This is a genomic window from Agrobacterium sp. P15N1-A, from assembly GCF_044626815.1.
Classification (GTDB): Bacteria; Pseudomonadota; Alphaproteobacteria; order Rhizobiales; family Rhizobiaceae; genus Agrobacterium; species Agrobacterium leguminum.
The window spans coordinates 45,445-68,711 of the sequence record NZ_JBIUPF010000004.1 but is presented as its reverse complement, the minus strand read 5'-3'; the positions used below and the strand labels follow the sequence as shown (position 1 = coordinate 68,711).

At 60.7% G+C, this 23,267-nt stretch carries 20 protein-coding genes and 1 riboswitch; of the genes, 12 read left to right on the top strand and 8 right to left on the bottom strand.

The window, feature by feature from the left end; all coding sequences use genetic code 11:
- The first annotated feature begins 90 nt into the window (after positions 1-90).
- From yghU to ACIK7D_RS15325, 7 genes are all read left to right on the top strand, one after another.
- A complete protein-coding gene (gene yghU, locus ACIK7D_RS15355) occupies positions 91-987 on the top strand; it encodes a glutathione-dependent disulfide-bond oxidoreductase (protein ID WP_400156719.1) in 897 nt (298 codons plus the stop codon).
- 103 nt (positions 988-1,090) lie between these two features.
- Positions 1,091-1,468 carry a hypothetical protein gene (locus ACIK7D_RS15350; protein WP_003520841.1) on the top strand — a complete coding sequence of 126 codons (378 nt, stop codon included), beginning with the start codon at positions 1,091-1,093 and terminating at the stop codon, positions 1,466-1,468.
- A gap of 39 nt (positions 1,469-1,507) precedes the next feature.
- Positions 1,508-1,909: a hypothetical protein gene (locus ACIK7D_RS15345; RefSeq protein WP_127755634.1), complete on the top strand. Its 402-nt coding sequence runs from the start codon at positions 1,508-1,510 to the stop codon at positions 1,907-1,909.
- Positions 1,910-1,913: 4 nt separating this feature from the next.
- Positions 1,914-3,917, top strand: a complete 2,004-nt coding sequence (locus ACIK7D_RS15340) for an acetyl-CoA carboxylase biotin carboxylase subunit (RefSeq protein ID WP_400156718.1) — start codon at positions 1,914-1,916, stop codon at positions 3,915-3,917.
- Between the two features lie 132 nt (positions 3,918-4,049).
- Positions 4,050-6,191: a methylmalonyl-CoA mutase gene (gene scpA, locus ACIK7D_RS15335; RefSeq protein ID WP_400156717.1), complete on the top strand. Its 2,142-nt coding sequence runs from the start codon at positions 4,050-4,052 to the stop codon at positions 6,189-6,191.
- A gap of 13 nt (positions 6,192-6,204) precedes the next feature.
- Positions 6,205-6,621 (top strand): methylmalonyl-CoA epimerase, encoded by a 417-nt coding sequence (gene mce, locus ACIK7D_RS15330; RefSeq protein ID WP_400156716.1) that lies wholly within the window; start codon positions 6,205-6,207, stop codon positions 6,619-6,621.
- Between the two features lie 216 nt (positions 6,622-6,837).
- Positions 6,838-8,382, top strand: coding sequence for a glycerol-3-phosphate dehydrogenase (locus ACIK7D_RS15325; protein WP_400156715.1), 1,545 nt, complete (start codon positions 6,838-6,840; stop codon positions 8,380-8,382).
- A 19-nt stretch (positions 8,383-8,401) separates the two neighbouring features.
- Here ACIK7D_RS15325 and ACIK7D_RS15320 read toward each other — a convergent pair whose 3' ends face one another.
- Positions 8,402-9,634, bottom strand: coding sequence for an ROK family transcriptional regulator (locus ACIK7D_RS15320; RefSeq protein ID WP_164865269.1), 1,233 nt, complete (start codon positions 9,632-9,634; stop codon positions 8,402-8,404).
- A 243-nt stretch (positions 9,635-9,877) separates the two neighbouring features.
- On the opposite strand from ACIK7D_RS15320, the gene xylF reads away from it, so the two are divergent.
- The 4 genes from xylF (at position 9,878) to metE (ending at position 15,998) form a co-directional block, all read left to right on the top strand.
- Entirely contained in the window at positions 9,878-10,918 is a 1,041-nt protein-coding gene (xylF, locus tag ACIK7D_RS15315; protein WP_065657077.1) for a D-xylose ABC transporter substrate-binding protein, read from the top strand.
- A gap of 243 nt (positions 10,919-11,161) precedes the next feature.
- On the top strand, positions 11,162-12,475 hold the full coding sequence (locus ACIK7D_RS15310) for a sugar ABC transporter permease (RefSeq protein ID WP_137004961.1): 1,314 nt from the start codon (positions 11,162-11,164) through the stop codon (positions 12,473-12,475).
- Positions 12,476-12,493: 18 nt separating this feature from the next.
- On the top strand, positions 12,494-13,276 hold the full coding sequence (locus tag ACIK7D_RS15305; protein ID WP_059753655.1) for an ATP-binding cassette domain-containing protein: 783 nt from the start codon (positions 12,494-12,496) through the stop codon (positions 13,274-13,276).
- A 61-nt stretch (positions 13,277-13,337) separates the two neighbouring features.
- A riboswitch (cobalamin riboswitch) is annotated at positions 13,338-13,550 on the top strand.
- Positions 13,551-13,649: 99 nt separating this feature from the next.
- The gene (gene metE, locus ACIK7D_RS15300) at positions 13,650-15,998 is read left to right on the top strand and encodes a 5-methyltetrahydropteroyltriglutamate--homocysteine S-methyltransferase (RefSeq protein ID WP_400156714.1); all 2,349 of its coding nucleotides are present in this window, start codon (positions 13,650-13,652) and stop codon (positions 15,996-15,998) included.
- Positions 15,999-16,188: 190 nt separating this feature from the next.
- Here metE and ACIK7D_RS15295 read toward each other — a convergent pair whose 3' ends face one another.
- The 7 genes from ACIK7D_RS15295 to ACIK7D_RS15265 all read right to left on the bottom strand — a co-directional run bounded on the left by ACIK7D_RS15295 (position 16,189) and on the right by ACIK7D_RS15265 (position 22,562).
- Positions 16,189-16,425, bottom strand: a complete 237-nt coding sequence (locus tag ACIK7D_RS15295) for a hypothetical protein (RefSeq protein WP_003520858.1) — start codon at positions 16,423-16,425, stop codon at positions 16,189-16,191.
- A gap of 94 nt (positions 16,426-16,519) precedes the next feature.
- Positions 16,520-16,957, bottom strand: coding sequence for a helix-turn-helix domain-containing protein (locus tag ACIK7D_RS15290; RefSeq protein ID WP_003520859.1), 438 nt, complete (start codon positions 16,955-16,957; stop codon positions 16,520-16,522).
- 126 nt (positions 16,958-17,083) lie between these two features.
- Positions 17,084-18,229 (bottom strand): hypothetical protein, encoded by a 1,146-nt coding sequence (locus ACIK7D_RS15285; RefSeq protein ID WP_400156713.1) that lies wholly within the window; start codon positions 18,227-18,229, stop codon positions 17,084-17,086.
- Positions 18,226-18,939, bottom strand: coding sequence for a TfuA-like protein (locus tag ACIK7D_RS15280; RefSeq protein ID WP_400156712.1), 714 nt, complete (start codon positions 18,937-18,939; stop codon positions 18,226-18,228). The genes ACIK7D_RS15285 and ACIK7D_RS15280 overlap by 4 nt, the downstream gene beginning before the upstream one ends.
- The gene (locus tag ACIK7D_RS15275) at positions 18,936-20,135 is read right to left on the bottom strand and encodes a YcaO-like family protein (RefSeq protein ID WP_400156929.1); all 1,200 of its coding nucleotides are present in this window, start codon (positions 20,133-20,135) and stop codon (positions 18,936-18,938) included. The genes ACIK7D_RS15280 and ACIK7D_RS15275 overlap by 4 nt, the downstream gene beginning before the upstream one ends.
- Before the next feature lie 37 nt (positions 20,136-20,172).
- Positions 20,173-20,601, bottom strand: a complete 429-nt coding sequence (locus tag ACIK7D_RS15270) for a hypothetical protein (protein WP_003520863.1) — start codon at positions 20,599-20,601, stop codon at positions 20,173-20,175.
- An 8-nt stretch (positions 20,602-20,609) separates the two neighbouring features.
- The gene (locus ACIK7D_RS15265) at positions 20,610-22,562 is read right to left on the bottom strand and encodes a BTAD domain-containing putative transcriptional regulator (RefSeq protein WP_162936851.1); all 1,953 of its coding nucleotides are present in this window, start codon (positions 22,560-22,562) and stop codon (positions 20,610-20,612) included.
- Between the two features lie 172 nt (positions 22,563-22,734).
- On the opposite strand from ACIK7D_RS15265, the gene ACIK7D_RS15260 reads away from it, so the two are divergent.
- Positions 22,735-23,226 carry a hypothetical protein gene (locus tag ACIK7D_RS15260; protein WP_080819322.1) on the top strand — a complete coding sequence of 164 codons (492 nt, stop codon included), beginning with the start codon at positions 22,735-22,737 and terminating at the stop codon, positions 23,224-23,226.
- The last annotated feature ends 41 nt before the right edge of the window (positions 23,227-23,267 follow it).

The following is a 23,267-nucleotide window of genomic DNA, read 5'->3' as shown; positions in this document are numbered from 1 at the left end:
CTGGAAAAATGCTTCGGCCACCTTACTATATGTTTGTTCAGGCGCCCGGATGTCCGGATGTCCTCCCGAAACGCACAAGGACACATTTTCATGGCCGAAAATTCCTCCGCAGATAATTTCCCCGCCGGATATGAGGTGCCCAGGGTCTGGACCTGGGACAAGGGCAATGGCGGCCAGTTCGCCAATATCAACCGTCCGATTGCCGGTCCCACCCAAGAAAAGGAACTGCCGGTCGGCAAGCACCCGCTGCAGCTTTATTCGCTGGCGACGCCGAATGGCCAGAAGGTCACCATCATGCTGGAAGAATTGCTGGCCGCCGGCCACAAGGGCGCAGATTATGATGCCTGGCTGATCAAGATCGGCGAAGGCGACCAGTTCGGTTCCGGTTTCGTCGGCGTCAATCCGAATTCCAAGATTCCGGCGCTGATGGATCACTCGACGCCTGAACCGACGCGCGTTTTCGAAAGCGGCTCCATTCTCGTTTACCTCGCGGAAAAATTCGGCGCCTTCCTGCCGAAAGAGGGCAATGCCCGCACGCAGGCGCTGAACTGGCTGTTCTGGCAGATGGGCTCCGCCCCCTTCCTCGGCGGCGGTTTCGGCCATTTTTATGCCTATGCGCCGGTGAAGATCAAATACGCCATCGACCGCTACGCCATGGAAGTCAAACGCCAGCTCGACGTGCTGGACCGGCATCTGGCTGAGAACCGCTATCTGGCGGGTTCGGAATATACGATCGCCGACATGGCCGTCTGGCCGTGGTATGGCAAGATCGCGCTCGGTCAGGCCTATGGCGATGCCGGTGCTTTCCTTGAGGCGGACGGTTACAAAAACGTCATGCGCTGGACGCTCGAAATCGGCGAACGCCCGGCGGTCAAGCGCGGTGTGATCGTCAACAAGACCTCGGGCGATCCGTCCGAACAATTGCATGAACGCCACGATGCTTCCGACTTCGAGACGAAGACGCAGGATAAGATCGGCAAGGCATAAGGAAAGATTAGAGCGCCAAAAGCGCTCTAACTATTTGAATTGACGCATTTCCGGACGTAAAAGCAAGGCAGCTTTTAGTGGAAATGTTCTGGAAGGACAAAAGATGGCGAACCTGCCCGAAATGACCAAACACAAGGGATTTCCCTCCGGCATGCCGAGCACGGGCGTCCAGTTCACCATCCGCCGCGCCAACCCCAAAGGGGTAACGCCTATCAAGATGATACCCCGCCGGGCGCGCAACGACACCAAGGAGCATCGCATCGATGCCGCCTTCCTGCACTCGCTCTGGCACCATTTCGGTGCCGAGCCTTTCGAACGCGGCAATCTCGACGCCGCCCGCCTCAACCTGCTCTTCGGCCGCGAGGTCGTGCCGGCGGAGAAGAATTTCGATCCACTTTCCTATCAGGCGATGCTGGTGATTGACGAGCGCGTCGCGCGGCAGAACTTCCCGGAATCCTTCGAGAATTTCTTCGAGATTTGAGGGCGGGCGGCGACATTTTTCCTGAGGGGGAGGAGGAGCATGATTGTCGACATACTCCATATGGACCTGCAATGGCTGCGACGCTGGCTGGGACAACGCCGCGGTGGCAACGCAGGCAGGGCATCCGGCAGTCGTGATCCGAAGCCAAAGATGACGCCGGAAGCCGCCCGGCTGGATCATCGGCAGATGTTGCGTTTCTTGGCGCTCAATGCGGCAGTTGGTGTGCTGATCGGTGTCTGCGTCGGTGCAGCTCTGATCTTTCTCGACATTGGCGGTTTGGGCGCGCGCATCGCCCGTGCGGCAAATCCGGTCGTGCCCGTGCTGCTGGTCGTCATGCCCATTGCATCCCTGTTCGGCGCCGCCGCCACCGCCTCGGCGATCCTGATGATGCCCTATGAAAAGAAATTCCGCGACGATGATGACGATGCGAGGGGAGAATAACCGCATGATCAAGAAAATCCTCATCGCCAATCGCGGCGAGATCGCCTGCCGGGTCATCAAGACCGCGAAGAAGATGGGCATCGCCACTGTCGCGGTCTATTCGGATGCGGATGCCAGTGCGCTGCATGTGAGACAAGCGGATGAGGCCGTTCATATCGGGCCGGCCCCCTCATCGCAGTCCTATATCGTCATCGACAGGATTCTTGAGGCAATCGCGAAGACCGGGGCAGATGCTGTCCATCCCGGTTACGGTTTCCTGTCGGAAAATGCCGCCTTTGCCGAGGCGCTGGAAAAGGCGGGCGTCGTCTTCGTCGGTCCGCCTGTTGTCGCCATCAAGGCCATGGGTGACAAGATCACTTCCAAGAAACTGGCCGCAGAAGCGGGTGTTTCCACCGTTCCCGGCCATATGGGATTGATCGAGGATGCGGATGAGGCGGTGAGGATCGCGTCGCAGATCGGTTATCCCGTCATGATCAAGGCATCGGCCGGCGGCGGCGGCAAGGGCATGCGCATCGCCTTCAACGATGCCGAGGCGCGTGAGGGTTTCCAGTCCTCGAAAAACGAGGCGAAATCCTCCTTTGGCGACGACCGCATCTTCATCGAGAAATTCGTCACCCAGCCGCGCCATATTGAAATTCAGGTGCTGGGCGACAAGTACGGCAACACACTTTATCTGGGTGAGCGCGAATGCTCGATCCAGCGCCGTAACCAGAAAGTCATCGAGGAAGCGCCATCGCCCTTTCTGGATGAGGCGACCCGCAAGGCCATGGGCGAGCAGGCCGTGGCGCTGGCGAGAGCGGTCGGTTACCATTCGGCCGGCACGGTGGAATTCATCGTCGATGGCGAGAGGAATTTCTACTTTCTGGAAATGAACACTCGTCTGCAGGTGGAGCATCCGGTAACGGAACTCGTCACCGGCATCGATCTGGTCGAACAGATGATCCGTGTGGCATCGGGTGAAAAGCTCTCCTTCGGGCAGGCGGATGTTAAGCTGAATGGCTGGGCCATCGAAAGCCGGCTTTATGCTGAAGATCCCTATCGCAACTTCCTTCCCTCCATCGGCCGGCTGACGCGTTATCGCCCGCCGCAGGAGGGTGCGCAGGAAAACGGCACCGTGATCCGCAACGATACCGGCGTTTTCGAAGGCGGCGAAATCTCGATGTATTACGATCCCATGATCGCCAAGCTGTGCAGCTGGGGTAAGGAACGCGAAACGGCAATCGACGCCATGGGGCAGGCGCTGGATCGCTTCGAGGTGGAGGGCATCGGCCACAATCTGCCCTTCCTGTCGGCCGTCATGCAGCATGAGCGTTTCCGCGCCGGTAGGCTCACGACGGGCTTTATCGCGGAAGAGTTTCCGGAAGGATTTTCCGGGGTGGAGCCGGATGAGGCCACGGCGCGCCAGCTTTCCGCCGTCGCCGCCATCATCCATCAGCGGCTGCAGAGCCGCGCGGTCGAAATTTCCGGCACGATCGGCAATCATCGCCGCATCGTCGGCCAGGACTGGGTGGTGTCATCAGGCGCATCCCGCCACAAAGTTAGCGTTGAAACCGGCACGGATGGCACGGCGGTCCGTTTTGAAGACGGGGCGGCGCTCACCGTCGATACCGGCTGGCTTCCCGGGCAGAGCCTCGGCCTGTTCACGGTGGAAGGTGAGGTTATCGCCGCCAAGGTCGATCTTGCAGGTGCTGCGATCCGCCTGCGCTGGCGCGGCATGGATATTCGCGCCCATGTGCGCAGCCCGCGTGTGGCGGAACTGGCGCTGCTGATGCCGGAAAAACTGCCGCCGGATACATCGAAACTGCTGCTCTGCCCCATGCCGGGCGTCATCACCGGTATTTCCGTGGGTGAGGGCGACGAGGTGGAGGCCGGGCAGGCGTTGGCGACGGTGGAGGCCATGAAGATGGAAAACATCCTGCGCGCGGAAAAACGCGGCCGCGTTGCCAGAGTGGCGGCAAAACCGGGCGACAGCCTCGCGGTGGATGAAGTCATCCTCGAATTCGAGTGACGGCCGCTGCCGTTTTCCGGAACGCATCTGGATCGGAGCGGTTTACGGGGTCGGACCTGCGGGCGGATCGTTCGATTTTCGTCACGATCACCGGCCACAGTGCTAAAATGAAATGCAGAAGGGGAGAGATGCATGTCGGGTGAAAAAACGGTGCGGGATTGGCTGCAGCTTGCTGAAAAAGAGCTGAAGCGTTCACCGGAAACGCTCGTCTGGCACACGCCCGAGGGCATCGAGGTCAAGCCGCTCTATACGGTTGACGATCTGCAAAAGATTTCCCATCTCGACAGCCTGCCGGGCTTTGCCCCTTTCACGCGCGGCCCGCGTGCCACCATGTATGCCGGGCGGCCCTGGACCATCCGCCAATATGCCGGTTTTTCCACGGCCGAAGCCTCCAACGCCTTTTACCGCAAGGCGCTGGCCGCCGGTCAGCAGGGTGTTTCGGTTGCCTTCGATCTCGCCACCCATCGCGGTTATGACAGCGATCATCCGCGTGTGGAGGGCGATGTCGGCAAAGCGGGCGTGGCGATCGACAGCGTCGAGGACATGAAAATCCTGTTCGACGGCATCCCGCTCGAAAAAGTCTCGGTGTCGATGACCATGAATGGCGCTGTCATTCCCGTGCTCGCCAGTTTCATCGTTGCGGGGGAAGAGCAGGGCGTTCCCCGCGCCGCCCTTTCCGGCACCATTCAGAACGATATCCTCAAGGAGTTCATGGTCCGCAACACCTATATCTATCCGCCGGAACCCTCGATGCGGATCATTGCCGATATCATCGAATATACGGCGAAGGAGATGCCGAAATTCAACTCCATCTCCATTTCCGGCTATCACATGCAGGAAGCGGGTGCGACGCTCGTGCAGGAACTGGCCTTCACGCTGGCGGATGGCCGCGAATATGTGCGGGCGGCGCTGGCCAAGGGGCTGAATGTCGATGATTTTGCCGGGCGCCTGTCGTTCTTTTTCGCCATCGGCATGAATTTTTTCATGGAGGCGGCGAAGCTGCGCGCCGCGCGCCTGCTCTGGTCGCGCATCATGGAGGAGTTCAAGCCGCAGAAGGCCTCGTCGCTGATGCTGCGTACCCATTGCCAGACGTCGGGCGTCTCGCTGCAGGAACAGGACCCCTATAACAACATTGTCCGCACCGCGTTTGAAGCCATGTCCGCCGTGCTGGGAGGCACGCAGTCGCTGCACACCAATTCCTTCGATGAGGCGATTGCCCTGCCGACGGAGTTTTCCGCCCGCATCGCCCGCAATACCCAGCTTATCCTCCAGCATGAAACCGGCGTCACCAAGGTCGTCGATCCGCTGGCCGGCTCCTATTATGTCGAAAGCCTGACGGACGAACTGGCAGAGAAGGCCTGGGCGCTGATCGAGGAGGTGGAGGCGCTTGGCGGCATGACAAAAGCCGTGGCGGAAGGCCTGCCGAAACGGCTGATCGAAGAGGCGGCGACGCGCCGCCAGGCGGCGGTGGACAAGGGCGAGGAGGTCATCGTCGGCGTCAACCGTTACCGTCTCGAAAATGAAGAGGATATCGATGTTCTCGATATCGACAACGCCGCCGTGCGTGCCGCGCAAATCCGCCGCATCGAAGAGACGCGCCGTCGCCGCGATGGCAAGGACGTGACCGCCGCTTTGGCCGCACTTTCCGAGATCGCCCGCAGCGGCAAGGGCAATATTCTCGAAGCCGCGGTTGTCGCCGCCCGGGCCCGTGCCACGGTGGGAGAGATTTCCGATGCGCTGCGTGCGGCCTTCGGCGACCATGCCGCCGTGCCGGAGGTGGTGAGCGATATTTACGGCGAGGCCTATAAGGACGAGCCGGAACTTGCCACGCTCGCCGCGCGGCTTTCCGGTGTTGCCGAGAGGATCGGCACCAAGCCGCGCATCATGGTCGCCAAGCTCGGGCAGGATGGGCATGATCGTGGCGCGAAGGTCATCGCCTCCGCCTTTGGCGATATCGGTTTCGATGTGCTGGCCGGCCCCCTGTTTCAGACACCCGTTGAAGCGGCCGATCTCGCCGTCCAGAACAGGGTGCATGTGGTCGGCATGTCGTCGCTCGCCGCCGGGCACAAGACGCTGGCGCCGCAGCTGGTCGAGGCACTGAAACAGAAGGGCGCGGAAGACATCATCGTCGTGGTCGGCGGCGTCATTCCGCGGCAGGATTATCAGTTCCTGCTCGACCACGGTGTCTCGGCGATTTTCGGACCCGGCACCAATGTCATGGATGCCGCCAACAAAGTTCTCGACCTGCTGGAAGGCATCCGGCGGAACGCGTGAGGGAAAGACGGCCATGTTCGGAAGACTGAATCACGTCGCCATCGCGGTGCCCGATCTTAATACCGCCATTGCCCGTTACAGGGCGCTGGGCGCAGATGTCTCGGAACCGCAGTCGCTACCCGAACACGGCGTGACGGTTGTGTTCATTCAGGCTGAGAATACCAAGATCGAGCTTCTTTATCCGCTCGGCGAAAATTCGCCGATTGCCGCTTTTCTCGAGAGAAATCCGGGCGGCGGCACGCACCATCTCTGCTTCGAAGTGCCTGACATTGTCGCGGCCCGCGACGATCTCGTCAAAAAGGGCGTTCGAATTCTGGGTAATGGCGCGCCGAAGATCGGCGCGCATGGCAATCCCGTTCTTTTCCTGCATCCGAAGGATATGGGCGGCGTGCTCTATGAGCTTGAGCAAGTTTCTCAGACATACGGCTGAAACATAAATCTCCTAGAGCATTTCCAAGAAAAGTGGACCCCGGCTTTCCGTCCGGAAATGCTCCAAGAGGCTGACGTTGTGAAGCACCGCTCACGGCGGCGCTTTCATTTGCGTTTACATGGTTCGTTTGTTTTCTTTTGACATTCGTTTTGTTTTCGTTTTTATATAATTGTCTTTCCATAAGGGGTTCCTCCCCTGCATTGTCGCGGAGGCTTCATGTCCGGCGAAAACATTTTCGATCTTTTTGTCATCGGCGGCGGCATCAATGGCTGCGGCATTGCCCGCGACGCCGTGGGCAGGGGCTATTCCGTGGCGCTTGCGGAAAAGGGCGATTTCGCTTCCGGTACCTCTTCCGCCGCCACCAAGCTCATCCATGGTGGCCTGCGTTATCTCGAACATTACGAGTTTCGTCTGGTGCGCGAAGCGCTGATGGAGCGGGAAATTCTCTGGGCCATGGCCCCGCATGTCATCTGGCCCATGCGTTTCGTTCTGCCCATCCAGAAAGGCGGCGTGCGCCCGGCCTGGATGGTGCGGCTCGGCCTGTTTCTTTATGACAATCTCGGCGGCCGCAAGCTTTTGCCGGCGACCCGCACGCTCGATCTTCGCAAGGATCCGGCGGGCAAGCCGCTGAAGCCGGCTTTCGCCAGGGCTTTCGAATATTCCGACGGCTGGGTGGATGATGCCCGTTTCGTGGTCCTCAACGCGCGCGACGCGGCCAATCGCGGCGCGACGATCATGAACCGCACACGGGTCGTTTCCGCACGGCGCGAAGGCGGGTTGTGGCTCATCGAGACGCTCGATGAAAAAACCGGACGGGCGGCCACGCACAAGGCGCGCATGCTGGTGAATGCCGCCGGTCCCTGGGTGGACAAGGTGCTTTCCGGCGTCTTCGGCCGCAACGACGTGCACAATGTCCGGCTCGTGCAGGGCAGCCATATCATCGTGCGCAGGAAGTTTTCCGACCCGCGCGCCTATTTCTTCCAGAACCCGGATAACCGCATCATCTTCGCCATTCCCTATGAGCGCGATTTCACGCTGATCGGCACCACGGACCGCGATTACAAGGGCGATCCGGCCAGGGTTCGCATCTCCGAGGAGGAGATTTCCTATCTCTGCAACGCGGCCAGCGACTATTTCAGCGAACCGGTCCGGCCGGAAGATATCGTCTGGACCTATTCCGGCGTGCGGCCGCTTTTTGATGACGGCGCTTCGAAAGCACAGGAGGCGACACGCGATTATGTGCTGAAGGTTGAAGAGGGTGAAGGGAAAGCTCCACTCCTCAATATTTTCGGCGGCAAGCTCACCACCTATCGGCGGCTGGCGGAACATGCGCTGGAAAAGATCGGTGCGGCGATTGGCGAAAAGGGCAAGCCGTGGACGGCGGGTTCCCACCTGCCGGGCGGCGATTTCGGCGCTGAGAGATATGAGACGCAGGTGCGGGCGCTCGTCTCCCGTTATCCCTTCCTTGACGGACGCCATGCCGAGCGACTTGTCAGAAACTACGGCACCAAGGCGGCGGAACTGTTGGGCAGCGCCACCGATATCTCCGGCCTCGGCCGGCATTTCGGCGGCACGCTTTATGAATGCGAGGTGCGCTGGCTGGTTGAGCACGAATGGGCCTGCGCGGCCGAGGACATTCTCTGGCGGCGCACGAAACAGGGCCTGCGCCTGAACAAGGACGAGGCCGCCGGTCTCGATGACTTCGTGGCTATGCTGACGGGCGGCGGGCAAAAGGCCGAAGCCGTGGCGGAGCGGGCCTGAAAATCCGCCGGTTGCCCCGTCAGCTTCCGGAACTCTTTGCCGGTCTCTCAGGGCCGTCAGCGCTCAGGATATAGTCGTCGGCGGCTGAAAGGGCGTGTTCCATATGCCCTTCGAACACCAGTTCCGGCTCGCTGGGCGCTATGGCGATTTTCGGCATGCCGCCGAAACGCACCGCCTGCGATTGCGCCAGACCGTCGCGCAGGCCGCTTTCCAGAAGATCGAAATAGCGGGTGCCGGGGCCGGTGATGAAGACCGGCATATGGCCATGCAGGCTGAAGAGGCGTGAAAGACCGTTGCCGAGCGCAAGGCCGGCGGTGCGGAAGGCGAACCGTGCCATGCGGGCGCCGGTGCGGGCCGAGGCGGCGATCTTGTCCACCTCGGCGATCGGTACGAATTTCGCCGGTTCCGCCTGCGGCGGGGCTTCGAAAGCGGAACGCAGGATGGCGTAAAACCCGGAATAGGCCTCGATGCAGCCTTTAGTGCCGCAACGGCACAGCGCGCCGTCTGCCAGGTGCAGCATGTGGCCGAAATTGGGGGCGCTGACATCGATTGCGCCGCCCGTCGAGCGTGCGATGCCAAGGCCGATGCTGTGGCCGAGCGACAGGGTGACGAGGGCCTCCGGCGCCGGGTTTTCTTTTGCCTGCTCCCGCATCCAGATGGCTTTTGCGGCCAGCAGCGTCTCGTTGTTCAGCGTCACGCGAATGCGGCCGTCCCCGGAAACCAGCCGCTGGAAATCGATCCTTTCGTCACCGAGAACCGGCGACCAGACAAGCGTTGCAGCTGCCGCATCCACCAGCCCCTTGCTGCTGATCGAGACCTGGAGAATATCGTGCCGGTCGATGCGCGAGCGATCGGCAAGTCTTGCGAGGCCGGCGAGGATCGCGCCGCCGAATGTGCCTTTTTCAGCCGCAATCCTCTGTTCGGTGAAGCGGTCCACCAGCTTGCCGGAATAATCGACCAGCGAATATTGCACGCTGTCGGAAGAGATGATGACGATGGCGACATGGCAGAAAGCGCCGCGCGGGCCGAAGAGAATGCGCGGCCGGCCGCGGCCGGCAGTGGCGAGCTGCTCTTTCCGCAGAATGAGACCGGCCCGCTCAAGCTCGGTGGTGATGGCGGAGACTGTTGCGGAGGCAAGCCCGGTGAAAGACGACATGTCGGTGTGGGAAAGGCTGCCGTGCAGGCGCAGCGCCGCCATCACCGACAGGCTGTTTTTCTGGCGCACCAGTTCCGTACTTGCAATGGCGGACATGGGCTGGGGCATGCTCCCTGAACGGCCTTTTTCCTGTCGTGCTGATCCACTCTGATGGCGTATGCCAGAGCGAAGATCAAGGCACCCGGATGCTGCCCGCAGCCGTTGTTGACAGCATGGGGAATCTCTGACATTAATTTTCTCGACTGTCGAGAAAATTGTGAAACCACAGAGACCGGCAGCTTTTTCCGGGCGTTTTTCCTGCATGGAGGTGTGGGGCTTCGCCCTTACCGGGAGGACATCATGAATTCTTTTGCCAAGCTTTTGGCGGGTACAGCCGTACTCGTTTCCCTGCATACCGCCGCTATCGCGGCCGATCTCGTCGTCGGCGTTTCCTGGTCGAATTTCCAGGAAGAACGCTGGAAAACGGATGAGGCAGCCATCAAGGCGGCACTCGACAAGGCCGGCGCGAAATACATCTCCGCCGATGCGCAATCATCCGCTGCAAAGCAGCTGACCGACGTGGAATCGCTGATCTCGCAGGGCGCCAATGCGCTGATCATTCTGGCGCAGGACAGCGACGCGATCGGTCCGGCCGTTGAAAAGGCCGTTGCCGAGGGTATTCCGGTCGTGGGTTATGACCGTCTGATCGAAAACCAGAACGCCTTCTACATCACCTTCGACAACAAGGAAGTCGGCCGTCTGCAGGCTGCCGAAGTCTTCAAGGTGAAGCCCGAAGGCAATTACGTCTTCATCAAGGGCTCTTCTTCCGACCCGAATGCGGACTTCCTGTTCGCCGGCCAGCAGGAAGTGCTGAAGGCCGCCATTGACGGCGGCAAGATCAAGAATGTCGGCGAAGCCTATACGGATGGCTGGAAGCCGGAAAATGCCCAGAAGAACATGGAACAGTTCCTGACCAAGAATAACAACAAGGTCGATGCGGTCGTCGCCTCGAATGACGGCACGGCCGGCGGTGCAATCGCCGCTCTCGCCGCGCAGGGCATGGCCGGTTCGGTTCCCGTTTCCGGTCAGGATGCCGATTTCGCGGCGCTGAACCGCGTTGCGCTCGGCACGCAGACGGTGTCGGTCTGGAAGGACAGCCGTGAACTCGGCAAGGAAGCGGCCGGCATCGCGCTGGAACTGGCCGGCGGCAAGAAGATGACCGAGATCAAGGGTGTCTCCACCTTTGAAGGCGGTCCGAAAAAAGTGAAGATGCAGTCGGTCTTCCTCAAGCCTATCGCCATCACGAAGGACAATCTGAACGTCGTCATCGACGCCGGCTGGATCAAGAAGGAAACAGCCTGCCAGGGCGTGAAGGCTAAAACGGTCAAAGCCTGCGATTGATCGAATAGGTCCCGGTTCGGGCGCTGCGCCATGGTTCATGGCGCGGCGCCTTTTAGAGCATTTCCAGGAAAAGTGGGCCCCGGTTTTCCGTTCGGAAATGCGCAAAACAAAGAGTTAGAGCATTTCCAGGAAAAGTGGGCCCCGGTTTTCCGTCCGGAAATGTGCCAGAACAAAGCGTTGGAGCGTTTTCGCGATTCAGGGAAAAGCGAAAGCGCTCCAAGATGTGAGGAGCACCGGCAGTACATGGCCGATATGACCCAATCCAATTCCACGACGTCGCAAAAGACGGAAAAAACAGGCTCGATAACGCGCTTCATCAACGCCACCGAGCTGGATACCAGACTGCTCGGCATGGTCGGTGCGCTTCTTCTGATCTGGATCGGATTCCATATCCTGTCCGGCGGGCTGTTCCTGACGCCGCGAAACCTCTGGAACCTTTCCGTGCAGACCGCGTCCGTGGCCGTCATGGCGACCGGCATGGTGCTCGTCATCGTCACCCGCAATATCGACCTTTCGGTCGGGTCGATCCTCGGTTTTTCCGGCATGATCATGGGTGTCATGCAGGCGGAAATCCTGCCGCAGATCCTCGGCTTCGAACATTGGGCGACATGGATCGTCACGCTTATGGTCGGCATTCTCGTCGGTGGTGGCATCGGCATGTTGCAGGGCTCCATCATCGCCTTCCTGAACGTGCCGTCCTTCATCGTCACGCTTGGCGGCCTGCTCGTCTGGCGCGGCGGCACCTGGTTCATCACCAGCGGCCGCACCGTGGCGCCGATGGACTCCACCTTTCGCCTGATGGGCGGCGGCACCAGCGGTTCGATCGGCGCGACATGGAGCTGGATCGCCGCCGTCATCGCCTGCGTCGCCATCATTGCGGCCATCCTGAATTCCCGCCATCAGCGCCGCCGTTTCGGCTTTCCGCTGCGGCCCGTCTGGGCGGAATATTTTCTGGCCGCGCTCGGCTGCCTTGTCGTCATCGGTTTCGTGGCGGTGGTCAACAGCTACCCATGGCCGGTCAACATCGCCCGCAACTATGCCGATGCCAATGGCATCGCCTGGCCTGAGGGCGGTCTGTTCATTTCGCATGGCATCGCCATTCCGGTGCTGATGGCGCTTGCCGTCGGTGCGGTGATGACCTTTATCGCCACAAGGCTGCGTTTCGGGCGTTATGTTTTCGCCATCGGCGGCAATCCGGAAGCGGCGGAACTCGCCGGCATCAAGACCCGCTGGGTCACGGTAAAAATCTTCACGCTGATGGGCGTTCTGTGCGCCATCGCCGCGGCCATCTCGACCGCCCGCCTCAACGCGGCCACCAATGCCCAGGGCGAGCTGGACGAGCTTTACACCATCGCGGCGGCCGTCATTGGCGGCACCTCGCTTGCCGGCGGTGTCGGAACCATAGCGGGCGCGATGCTCGGCGCGCTCGTCATGCAGTCGCTGCAATCCGGCATGGTGCTGGTGGGCATCGATACGCCCTTCCAGCGCATCGTCGTCGGTGTGGTTCTGGTCGTCGCCGTCTGGCTCGACACCATCTACCGCGCCCGCGCCAAGTAAGAACCGAGGAGAACTCCTATGACGGACCAAGTCACGCCCCTCGTGGAAATGCGCAATATTTCCATTTCCTTCGGCGGTATCCATGCAGTGGAAAACGCCTCTGTCGATCTTTTCCCCGGTGAGGTGGTCGCCCTTCTCGGCCATAACGGCGCGGGCAAATCGACCCTTATCAAGATCCTCTCCGGCGCTTACCGGCGCGATGGCGGCGATATTCTCATCAATGGCGAGGATGCCGATATACGCAATCCCCGGGATGCCAAGAAATACGGTATCGAGACCATCTACCAGACACTGGCCGTGGCCGATAATGTCGATGCGGCGGCCAATCTTTATCTCGGCCGCGAGCTGAAGACGAAATGGGGCACGCTTGACGATGTCGCCATGGAAGCCTCGGCTCGCGAGGTGATGGGGCGTCTCAACCCCAATTTCCGGCGGTTCAAAGAGCCGGTGAAGGCACTGTCCGGCGGCCAGCGGCAGTCCGTCGCCATCGCCCGCGCCATCTTGTTCGATGCCCGCATCCTCATCATGGACGAGCCGACGGCAGCACTCGGGCCGCAGGAAACGGCGCAGGTGGGCGATCTCGTCAAGGAGCTGAAACGGCAGGGCATCGGCATCTTCCTCATCAGCCACGATATTCACGATGTCTTCGATCTGGCCGACAGGGTCTTCGTGATGAAGAACGGCAAGGTGGTGGGCCATGCCCGCACGCAGGATGTCACCAAGGACGAGGTGCTTGGCATGATCATTCTGGGCAAGGTGCCGGCCGGTGCGGTGCCGGGGCCGGGTGCGGTCGCGCTCTGAACTTAGTGAAATAAAGATATAAAGATTTCTTTATGTCTATTGACATCGTGACGCCCGTGGTGAGAAATGCGGGTGTCATGGTTCTCCGGGCTTGTTTGTTCGATCCCGGAGCTAAGAGGGAATCCGGTGCGCCGATGATCGGCAAGACCGGAGCTGCCCCCGCAACTGTAAGCGGCGAGCCTTTATCCAACACGTCACTGGGGTAAACCTCGGGAAGACGGACAAAGGCGACGACCCGTAAGCCAGGAGACCTGCCAGGACAAAATAACGTCCACGGGCGGGGTGTCCCGGTGGTTGCTGCAATGGTCCGGCACAGGCCGGGCCTGCACGCGTCCGCTTTACCCATGCCCCCACAACCAAATGGGGTATGACAATGCCAGACAAAATCATTTCAGTCGCATCGCTCGGTTTTCCGAGGATCGGACGCCATCGCGAACTGAAGTTCGCGCTTGAAGGCTTCTGGTCCGGCAAGATTTCCGAGACGGAACTGCTCGAAACCGCCGCCCGGCTGCGCGCCGAAAACTGGGCGCTTCAGCGTGAGAAGGGGATTATCCATATCCCTTCCAACGATTTCTCCCTTTACGATCATGTCCTCGATACGGCCGTGATGGTGGGCGCCATTCCATCCCTCTATGGATGGGCGGGTGGAGATGTTTCCCTCTCCACCTATTTCGCCATGGCGCGCGGCAGCCAGAGCGAAGGGCACGCAGGCTGCGGCCATGGGCATGAAGGACATTCTCATCATGGTCAGGGCGTTCCGGCGCTGGAAATGACCAAATGGTTCGACACCAACTATCACTACATGGTGCCGGAGGTTTCAGAGGATCAGCATTTCGTGCTCACCTCGCAAAAGCCGGTCGACCACTTCCTTGAGGCGAAGGCGCTCGGCATCCATACGCGTCCGGTCATTCTCGGCCCGGTCACGTTCCTGAAGCTCGCCAAGGCGCGCGAGGCAGCCTTCAAGCCGCTCGATCTGCTGGCGAGGCTGCTGCCTGTCTATGAAGAGCTGCTGCGTCGCCTGCGCGCGGCCGGTGCTGACTGGGTGCAGATCGATGAGCCGGTCGCCGTGCTGGACCTTTCCGAAGGGGAGCGTCACGCGCTGGCTGTAGCCTATCGGGCTTTGTCGAAGGCCGCGCCGGATCTGAAAATCCTGCTCGCCACCTATTTCGGTGGGCTTGAGGACAATCTCGAAGCCGTCGCATCGCTTCCGGTCGCCGGCCTTCATATCGATCTGGTGCGAGCGTCCGATGCGCTGGAGACGGTGTTGAAGGCGTTGCCGGAAAATCGTGTCCTGTCGCTGGGCGTCATCGACGGCCGCAACATCTGGCGCGCTGATCTCGCTGCAATCACTACCCGATTGGAACCCGCCATCACGGCACGCGGTGCGGCGGCGTTTCAGATTGCGCCGTCCTGCTCGCTGCTGCATGTCCCGGTCGATCTCGAACTGGAAACCGGCCTCGATGCCGATCTGAAAAGCTGGCTTTCTTTCGCCACCCAGAAGCTCGGCGAACTTGCCACGCTTGGCAGGGCTCTCGGTGAGGGCACGGCTGCTATCGCGGCGGAACTGGAGGCTGCCTCTAAGGCCGTTGCCGCGCGTGCATCCTCGCCGAAGGTAACGGACGCCGCCGTGCAGAAGCGTATTGCGACGATTGGCGAGGCCGACAGGAAGCGGGTGAGCCCCTTTGCCGAGCGGCAGAAAGTGCAGTCGCAGGCCATTGCGCTGCCGCTTTTCCCGACGACCACCATCGGCTCCTTCCCGCAGACGCCGGAGGTGCGCAAGGCCCGATCCGCGCATTCGAAGGGCGCTCTGACCGATGCGCAATATGAAAAATTCCTGCAGAAGGAAACCGAAGCGACCATTCGCTGGCAGGAGGAAATCGGTCTCGACGTTCTCGTGCATGGCGAGTTCGAGCGCAATGACATGGTGCAATATTTCGGCGAACAGCTTTCCGGTTTCGCTTTCACCCAGCATGCCTGGGTGCAGAGTTACGGTTCGCGTTACGTGCGTCCACCCATCATCTTCGGCGATGTGTCGCGCCCGAAAGCGATGACGGTTCGGTGGTGGGAATACTCCCAGTCGCTCACCGACAAACCCGTCAAGGGCATGCTGACCGGGCCGGTGACGATCCTCAATTGGTCCTTCGTCCGCGACGATATCGCCAGAAGCCTGACATGCCGCCAGATCGCGCTTGCCATCCGTGACGAAGTCAACGATCTCGAAGCGGCCGGTGCGCAGATGATCCAGATCGATGAGGCAGCTCTTCGCGAAGGCCTGCCGCTTCGGCACCGGGACTGGCAGGATTATCTCGGCTGGGCGGTGGAGTGCTTCCGCATTGGCTCCAGCGGCGTGGGCGACCGCACACAGGTTCACACCCATATGTGCTATTCCGAATTCAACCAGATCATCGATGCGATTGCTGCAATGGACGCCGACGTGATCTCCATCGAGACCTCGCGTTCGAAGATGGAATTGCTGGATGCGTTTCGGACCTACAAATACCCGAACCAGATCGGTCCCGGCGTTTACGACATCCACTCGCCGCGCGTGCCGGCGGTTGGAGAAATGGTCGATCTTCTGGCACTGGCGCGAGAGCGGCTTGACGACCGGCAACTCTGGATCAATCCGGATTGCGGCCTGAAGACGCGTAAATGGGAAGAGGTGAGGCCGGCCCTGGTCAACATGGTCGCTGCCGCTGCCGAGCTACGCCGCGCGGTGCTTTGATATGAATGGAGGCCCGGCAAAACCGGGCCTCCATCATGGCTTCCGCCGGGAAAATGTGGGGGAGGGCATATGAATGCCTCTCCGGGAGGATGGAGCCAGCCGGACAGGCAGATGAACGTTTCCGGGCTTGCGACTGGAGATCGGTGTGGAAACGCTCAATCCCGGCGGATTTACGCCGTCGCGAAAGCGCTCAATGCAGGTCGGCGGCCTGTGCGAAGGCGCCGACATTCAGCTCTGCGCTTACCGGCGGCAGACCCTGCTGATTGATGTCCTGGGCCAGCGACAACAATGCCATCTCCAGGAAATAGGTCGACATGCCCAGTTCCAGAGATTTCGAGCGCTGGCAAAGATAGGAAACCATCCGCCCGAGCGCCAGAATCTCGTCTGCATTGTCCTGTTCAAGTATAGCTGTGTTAGACGCCGCCATGATTCCCTCTCGACAGTCGACAGTATGAAAACGCGATGATGTTGCGTTGTTCATTTTCGACCACATCGAGCGTCACGCGAGCGTCACACCTGCGTCAATCGTCGTTCTTGTCCGCCGGCGCGGCGGCATTTTCCGCCGCTTCAGTCGCGGCGAGCGATGTCACGAGAGCGACGATGCTTCTACGCACGGCGGCGCTCTTGATGCGCGAAAAGGCCTGGTTGAGCGAAAAGCCCTCATTCGAAGCCACGAAGGTCTGCATGGCATTGATCGTGCCAAGGGCCGGATTGGCCGGGTCGCCATCGGGCGTGGCATTGGCGAACAGGGAGCTGACCTCAACGCCGAGAATCGACGCAATGGCCTGCAGACGGGACGCGCCGACACGATTGGCGCCCTTTTCATACTTCTGGACCTGCTGGAAGGTGATGCCCAATCGCCCGGCCAGCGCACTCTGGCTCATGCCGAGCGACTTGCGGCGCATTCTGATTTGTGCGCCGACATGGACGTCGATCGGGCTGGGTAGTTTGGCGTGCATTACAAATTCCTCCGGTTGAGGTTCTTAAATCCGATGATTATCAATTAATATTGTTGAAGGTATACATTCAACACAATTTCCACGGGTATTATGACGCTTTATTGACGAAATTGCACGATTTTTCGTTCATAATCGCGTGTCCGGGCCGCGATTTATTATTTTTGTTGCACAACGCAACGCCCCGTTGCGGCTGGAAAGATGGCTCCATCCGGCCACGCCGATGGCCTGAAAGCCGATTCTGTCCCAAATTTTTCGGTTCATTGCATCGAATTCCTCAAGCGACTCGGTATCGCCGAAATGCGGAATCCAGACGAATGGCCGTTTCTGACCGGAACGTATGACATTTTCAAGAAGGACATTGTTGTAAAGTCTGGGCAGGCATTTGTTGGTGTCGATTGTCGGCGAAAGCGGGATGGGATTTCGTTCGACCGCAAAGCCCTGCCGCGTGAGCCAAAGTGCCGAGGCGTCCAGTTTTCGTTTCAGCTCGGTTGCGGCGCGGGCGTTGCATCCGCCATGCGCGACGGCGTCGGCAACGAGCAATAGCGGCCGGCCGCCGCCTCTCAGACCGGTGACGGAAACGAACTGGTCAACGTGGAAGCCGCATTGGTGCATTTTTTTGCCGGCAATTTCCGCTCCGCAAGTTTCCGTTGCTGAAAAATCGGCAGAGGCCGGGACTTTGCCGAGATCTTCCGGCCGGTATCCGAAACTGAAGATGCTTCTGCCGTCGAGAGCCTGAATCTTTCGCCACCGCTGCGAAGGGATGGCCGCATCCCTTCCGATCCCCCTGTCATCGTTTAGGCTGGACTGGCCCACCAGCCGAAAATCCGGGCCGACAAGCTGGTTGCCGCCTGCCAAGGCGACATCCGAATGCGTGGTTGCCGCTCCCAGATATTCGGCCAGGCTGACGCCGATGGCCTTCTCCGCCACCAGGACGAATTCTGTCGCGGGATCAACCGCACGCACATGGAACATGTCCTGTATCCATGGATGCGAAACGCTGTCGTTTCCCGCAAGGGGTATCAGCTCGGTGCCGCAGGGGGCTGGCAGGCTGCCGAGCCAGGCTCGTGCTGACCCCAGACTGGCACGATCGGTCACGATAACGGCGGTGACATCCGCAGGCAGGGCCGAGAGCAGATTTCCGATTGGAACGAGCGGTGAAACAATGCCAGCGGCCCTGTTTTCCGCAAAAAAAGAGGCGGGTAATGCGAGCGCAATCGTGCGGATCAGCCCGCCGCAATCGGGCATCAGAGGCAGGGGCCGGATGGCGCTCAAGACGTTTTGTCTCCTGCCGCCCGCCTTGCGGCCAATTGCTGGAAAAACATCGTATTCTGAAGTTTCCATGATGGCGGCGGTGGGGATGGCAACGTTTCGCCCGTAAGCATTGCCAGAAGCCTCATCGCATCGTTTCTTTTGACGGAAATCGCATTGGCCGCGAGGAAATTTGCCGTCTGGGAGCCAAGGCCCGCTTCCGCGGCGATGGCGCGCCATGTCCTGCGGGTAAAATGCAGATTGTTGGCAGCGCGGGTGAGCGCGTCATATTCCTCTGGAGCGACCGTATCGTGACAGGCGGCAAGTGTCGCCTCGGCATCGACCAGCGCGACTGTCAGCGGGCGGTAATCGAGCGCGCCGGGTGCATGGCTCACCGCCACATCGGCATCGGAAAAACGCTGCCCGTCGCGATAGGCTTCGAAAATCTCGCCGATGCCGATCATGCCGAAGGAGGCGCATTCCGCCGCCCGGAGCGCGCCCATGCTGGCGGCGCCGAAAACGGCGACGCCGCTCGCCAGTGCAAACAGGATTTCCTTGTGCCAGACGGCGGCGCAATCGCCGTAAAGTCCGTCGATCAGCCCGATTGTCCCGACACCTTGCCGAACCGCATCGAAAATATCGCCGCAGGCGGCCGGACCGCGAAGATCGAGACCGGATATATGTTCGCCTGCGATGCCGTGGATGGACGGGCCTGCAAAAACCACCGGCTTCATCCGAGACCTCCGACGGTCAGCAGGTGATCGAGAGTGCGCTGCGAGATGTGTTGCAGGCCAGCGCCGGCCGGAGCAAGGCCGCTTGCCACAACCCGCACGACGTGCAGGCCGGATACCTCCGTTTCCAGCGGAAAGACATAGATATCCTCGATGCCGCCGGCGAACAGATGCGTCGCAAGCTGACGCCATGGCGGCGAAGACGCGACGTCATGTATAAAATCGAGATTGGCGGGCACCCTTTCCATCGGCTGCACACCGGAGGCCGAAGACCCGGCCGCAACCATATCCCGCTGGTAGCGGAGGGGGGAAAGATCGTCCCTCGCGCCGCTGATATCCGTCAATCGCGACTGGATCGCCTCCAGCAAGGCTGCAATCGCAGCGCCATGGATATCAGGCCGGCAGGCAGCGCCCGCGGCGCTGCGGGTGGCTGGCCCGTCCTGCGCCTGAAGCGACCGGGGCAGGCTCGCCATCACCACCGGCACGCCAAGCCCATTCGTCATGTCGAAGAAGGACGGCGGCAGGCCGATATCCGAGAGGTGTTGAACAAGACCGTCGAAGGAAGGATCGACGCCCGCCGGAATGAGGACCGGTCGCGGCGCGATGGCGCGCGTCTCGAAAGTGTCGACGAGAAAGCAGGCATCGTTTTCAATGAGTTCGAGCAGAGCATGGAGGACCGCATGGTCATGGTCGAACCCCGCTGCCAGCCCTTGGGAACTCATGCGGAAGGCCTGCCGGTCCCATGGGAAATCCACCCGGAAATCCATGCCGACAAGTTCGTACGGCGCAAAAACCTGCCCCTGCCGGCGAATGGATGTGCCCTTCACCCAGGCGCGTTCTTTTCGCGGATCGAGCGCGTCGCAATCGACCCTGCCGACGGTTTCGAAAGGAATGAGAGGAGTTCCCTTGTCCCGCATCTCCTGAACGGAGCTGAAGACGGCGATATGTTTGCGGGTTTCTTCGGCAACCGCGCCTTCGATCGCCTCCATGATCGCCGATAGCCGGGCCTGTTCCGCGACAAGCCCCTTGCCCTGCGAGACCGACAGCCCACGCGAATTGGGCCGGGCCGCGAACCAGACGGGAATACCGATAATATCAAGGCCGGTCACGTCGCCGACACGGGTAATCCCGAACCGCCGAAGCAGTCCGGGATCGAAGAACGAAGCGTCGACATGCCTTGAAGCCGCTGTCGCTGATATGGGAGCATCGGCGCCGGTCAAGGCTGCGAGACCGCGATCAGGGCGCCGTGTTGCTGTCGTCGGCAAGGATGGCGTCGAACAGCTCGCCGGTGACGGAGCCGGCCGGACCGACCGCCTTCAGGGCCGCTTCGATCGGCGCCTGTACCATGCGGTTGAAATCCCAGCCGGCGTCGTTCACTTCGCCGATAAAGGCGAAATCGGCTTCGGAAACCACGGCGCCGCCGGAGACGAGGGCTTCGATGCCCTGAATCTGAACCTGGTCCAGTTCCGCTTCCGGCTGGCCGTTCTGGCGAACGAGCATGGACTTTGCGGCGGCCGCCACGCGGGCATAACCATCCACGCCGGGATGGCTGGCTTCATAGGCGGCAATCGTCTCATGCGACACGGACGCAACCCTGAGCGGCGCCGTGCGAATGAAGAGAACGCCGAAACCCTTTTTTCCGACAATGAAGAAATGCGAGGACATAGTATCTCCTATTTGATCCCAGCTAATCGAAGTGCGTGATAGAATTTTTCATTCGCTATCGGGTCCCGGTCTGGAGACAGGCTGCTGATCTCCCTCGCCGTCATACCCGGATAGTTTTCCTGAAGCCTGTTGCCGGATTCCCGGGCGGAGGCCAGATCGCCATGCAGCGCGTGGCTTGCGGTGAGGACGCGCAGCGCAGGCTCGTCATTTTCCATCCGCCCGCACAGTTCCACCGCCGTGCCGTAGTCCTCGCGCTTGAACGCGATGCTGGCGCCGGCCCACCAGTAGATGTCGGGCGCCAGCGGATTGAGATCGATGGCCTGCTGAAACTTTTCCCAGGCGATTTCCGCATCGCCGAAATGAGCGAGCGCATCGGCATGCTGGAGCAGGAGGTCGGCCGAATTCGGCGCCAACGCCTCCGCCTCGAAGAATTTTTCGGCGGAGATGTCGAAGTCCCGCTGGTAGAGCGCCACCACCGCGCACATCCAGTGGCCCACCCCGAGGGCGGGGTCGATCTCGACGGACGAATCGGCCTCCGCCTTGGCGCGGTGCAGGAGATGGGGGTCGTTGCCGCCCAGCATCAGCCATTCCAGCTGCAGGCTCTGTGCCACGCGGGCGCGGGCAACCGCCATGCTGTGGTCGAGATCGACAGCCTTGCGGAACATCGAACGGGCTCTTCTGAGAAGCGGCAGATCGCACTTGCCGCGCAGAAGCTGCTGGCCTTCCAGCAATTGCCGGTAGGCCTCGCCGCTATGGTTGCGGTCGGGCTCCACCTGAAGCCGCTCGATTTCGCGGGCAAGCGCCGCCGCCACCTGTTTGGAGAGCAGCCGGAAGGCGGCGTGGATATGCCGCTCAGTCAGGACCGCTTCCAGTGACCAGACGATTTCACCGCTTGCATCCTCGATCAGCGCAACCGACATGCGGGCTTCGTCGAACACGGTCGAAATAATGCGGTAATCCGCCCGCAGCATGGCGTAGCCGTCATCGGCCCGGTCATGCGCCAGCGCAAAGGTGCTGTGCGGCGAAAGGACGGTGAAGGTTCGGTATCGGACAAGGCTGTTGGCGACATCCTCGACGAAGGCGTGCATGACCGGCGAGACCGGCTGCCCGTCGACGCGTGCCGGGCGGACGAACGCGACACGCGGTTTAGCCATTGATTTGCGGCGACTGCCTTCTTCCGGTTCGGCGGGGGCCGTTATCGTGGCGGTCAGACTTTGTATTCTCCGCCTCAGCGCCACGGTTTCCGCTTCCGGCGAACGACCCTCCTGACGAAGCTGTTCCATCAGAAGCTGGTACATGCCCTCGCAGGCGCTGATATTTCCGATCCGCGCATAGGCCGCCATGGCGGCGCGGTAGGTTTCTTCGCGCTCCGGTTCGATCTTGCAGGCGCATTCGGCAAGTCTGGCGATGTCGTTTGAGCTGGCGCGGCCGAACCGCGTCAATTCCTCCAGAAGCTGGGTGTAGCTCGAAAAGAACAGGTCCCTGAGACGGCGGCGCTCCGAAAGCAGCCAGAGATAAAGATGGTCCTGCCCGGCCTCCAGCCCCTCCAGCAACTCGCCGCCGAATTCGAGCAGCGCATTGAGCCGCCGCATCGGGTCTTCCGCCCTTGCGCCGGCAAGGAAGATGGCAAGGTCGGTGCGCTGCGCCAGCTTGCCGGCCTTCAGGTCGTTTCCTTCGGTCAGAAGGATGGCATCGTCCTCATTGGGCAGTTTCTGCAGGCGGAGAATGAGCTGCCGCAAATTGCCGAGAGCTCTTTTCTGCTCGACATTTTCCCACAAAAGCGATGCGGCATGCTGACGGGAAAGGGACTGGTTCGGCGCAAGGATGAGGGCGGCGGTGAGGGCGAAGCCCTTGGACGGAAAAAATGCCTCCCGCACCGCATCACAGCGCGGGGTGCCAAAAAGCCGGATCGGTATCAGTTCAACGTTCCCAGCCACTTTCGTCCCCTCATGAATCATCATCTAACAACGTGTCCGGGAAATTGAAAGTCATCATAGCGTTCCATTTGACGCTGGTGTGACGCGGCCTGCCTATTGTCGCAGACAGAAGCATGAATGACGGGTGGAAAACAGCGGACATGCGACGGGCAGGCATCGGGAATTTTCGACAGTGATAGCGTTTAACGGAAGCTACATGGCCTTCGAGCCGCGTATCGAGCCTTACCAGCGTGCCGACGATGTCGGTTATGCGGTCAGTGAATTCATGTGGTTCAAGGGCCGTCCGTTCTATCCGGTCTCGGCGCTGGTCCATGCGAAGGTCGCGCATGCCAGGCTGTCGGCGGAAAAGGGCGACGACGGGGACGAGGATAATCTCGATATTCTCTTTCGTATGCCGCTGGTGGCGGGCGGACACTTTTTCGAGATCGTGCTGCGTTCGAATGAGGGAACGTCCTACGGCGGCTGGGTGTGGGGAGAAGAACTGGAAATCCTGAATGAATTCGTCAACGGCTATCGCGTTCTGGCGGGGAAGTTCGACGACAGGCTCATCCGGTTCGAATATTCCAGGCGGTTTCAGCGCTACCGGACGATCGAGCCGCTGCCGGTGGAAAAATCCGTCTTCCTGATCCAGCGGGAGGCAAAACCCTATGCGGGCAGGCGTGGTCTGCCGGGCGTTCCGGTAGCCTGATCGCGGGGGCGCCCTTTGGGTCAACGGGCGGAAGGCATGGA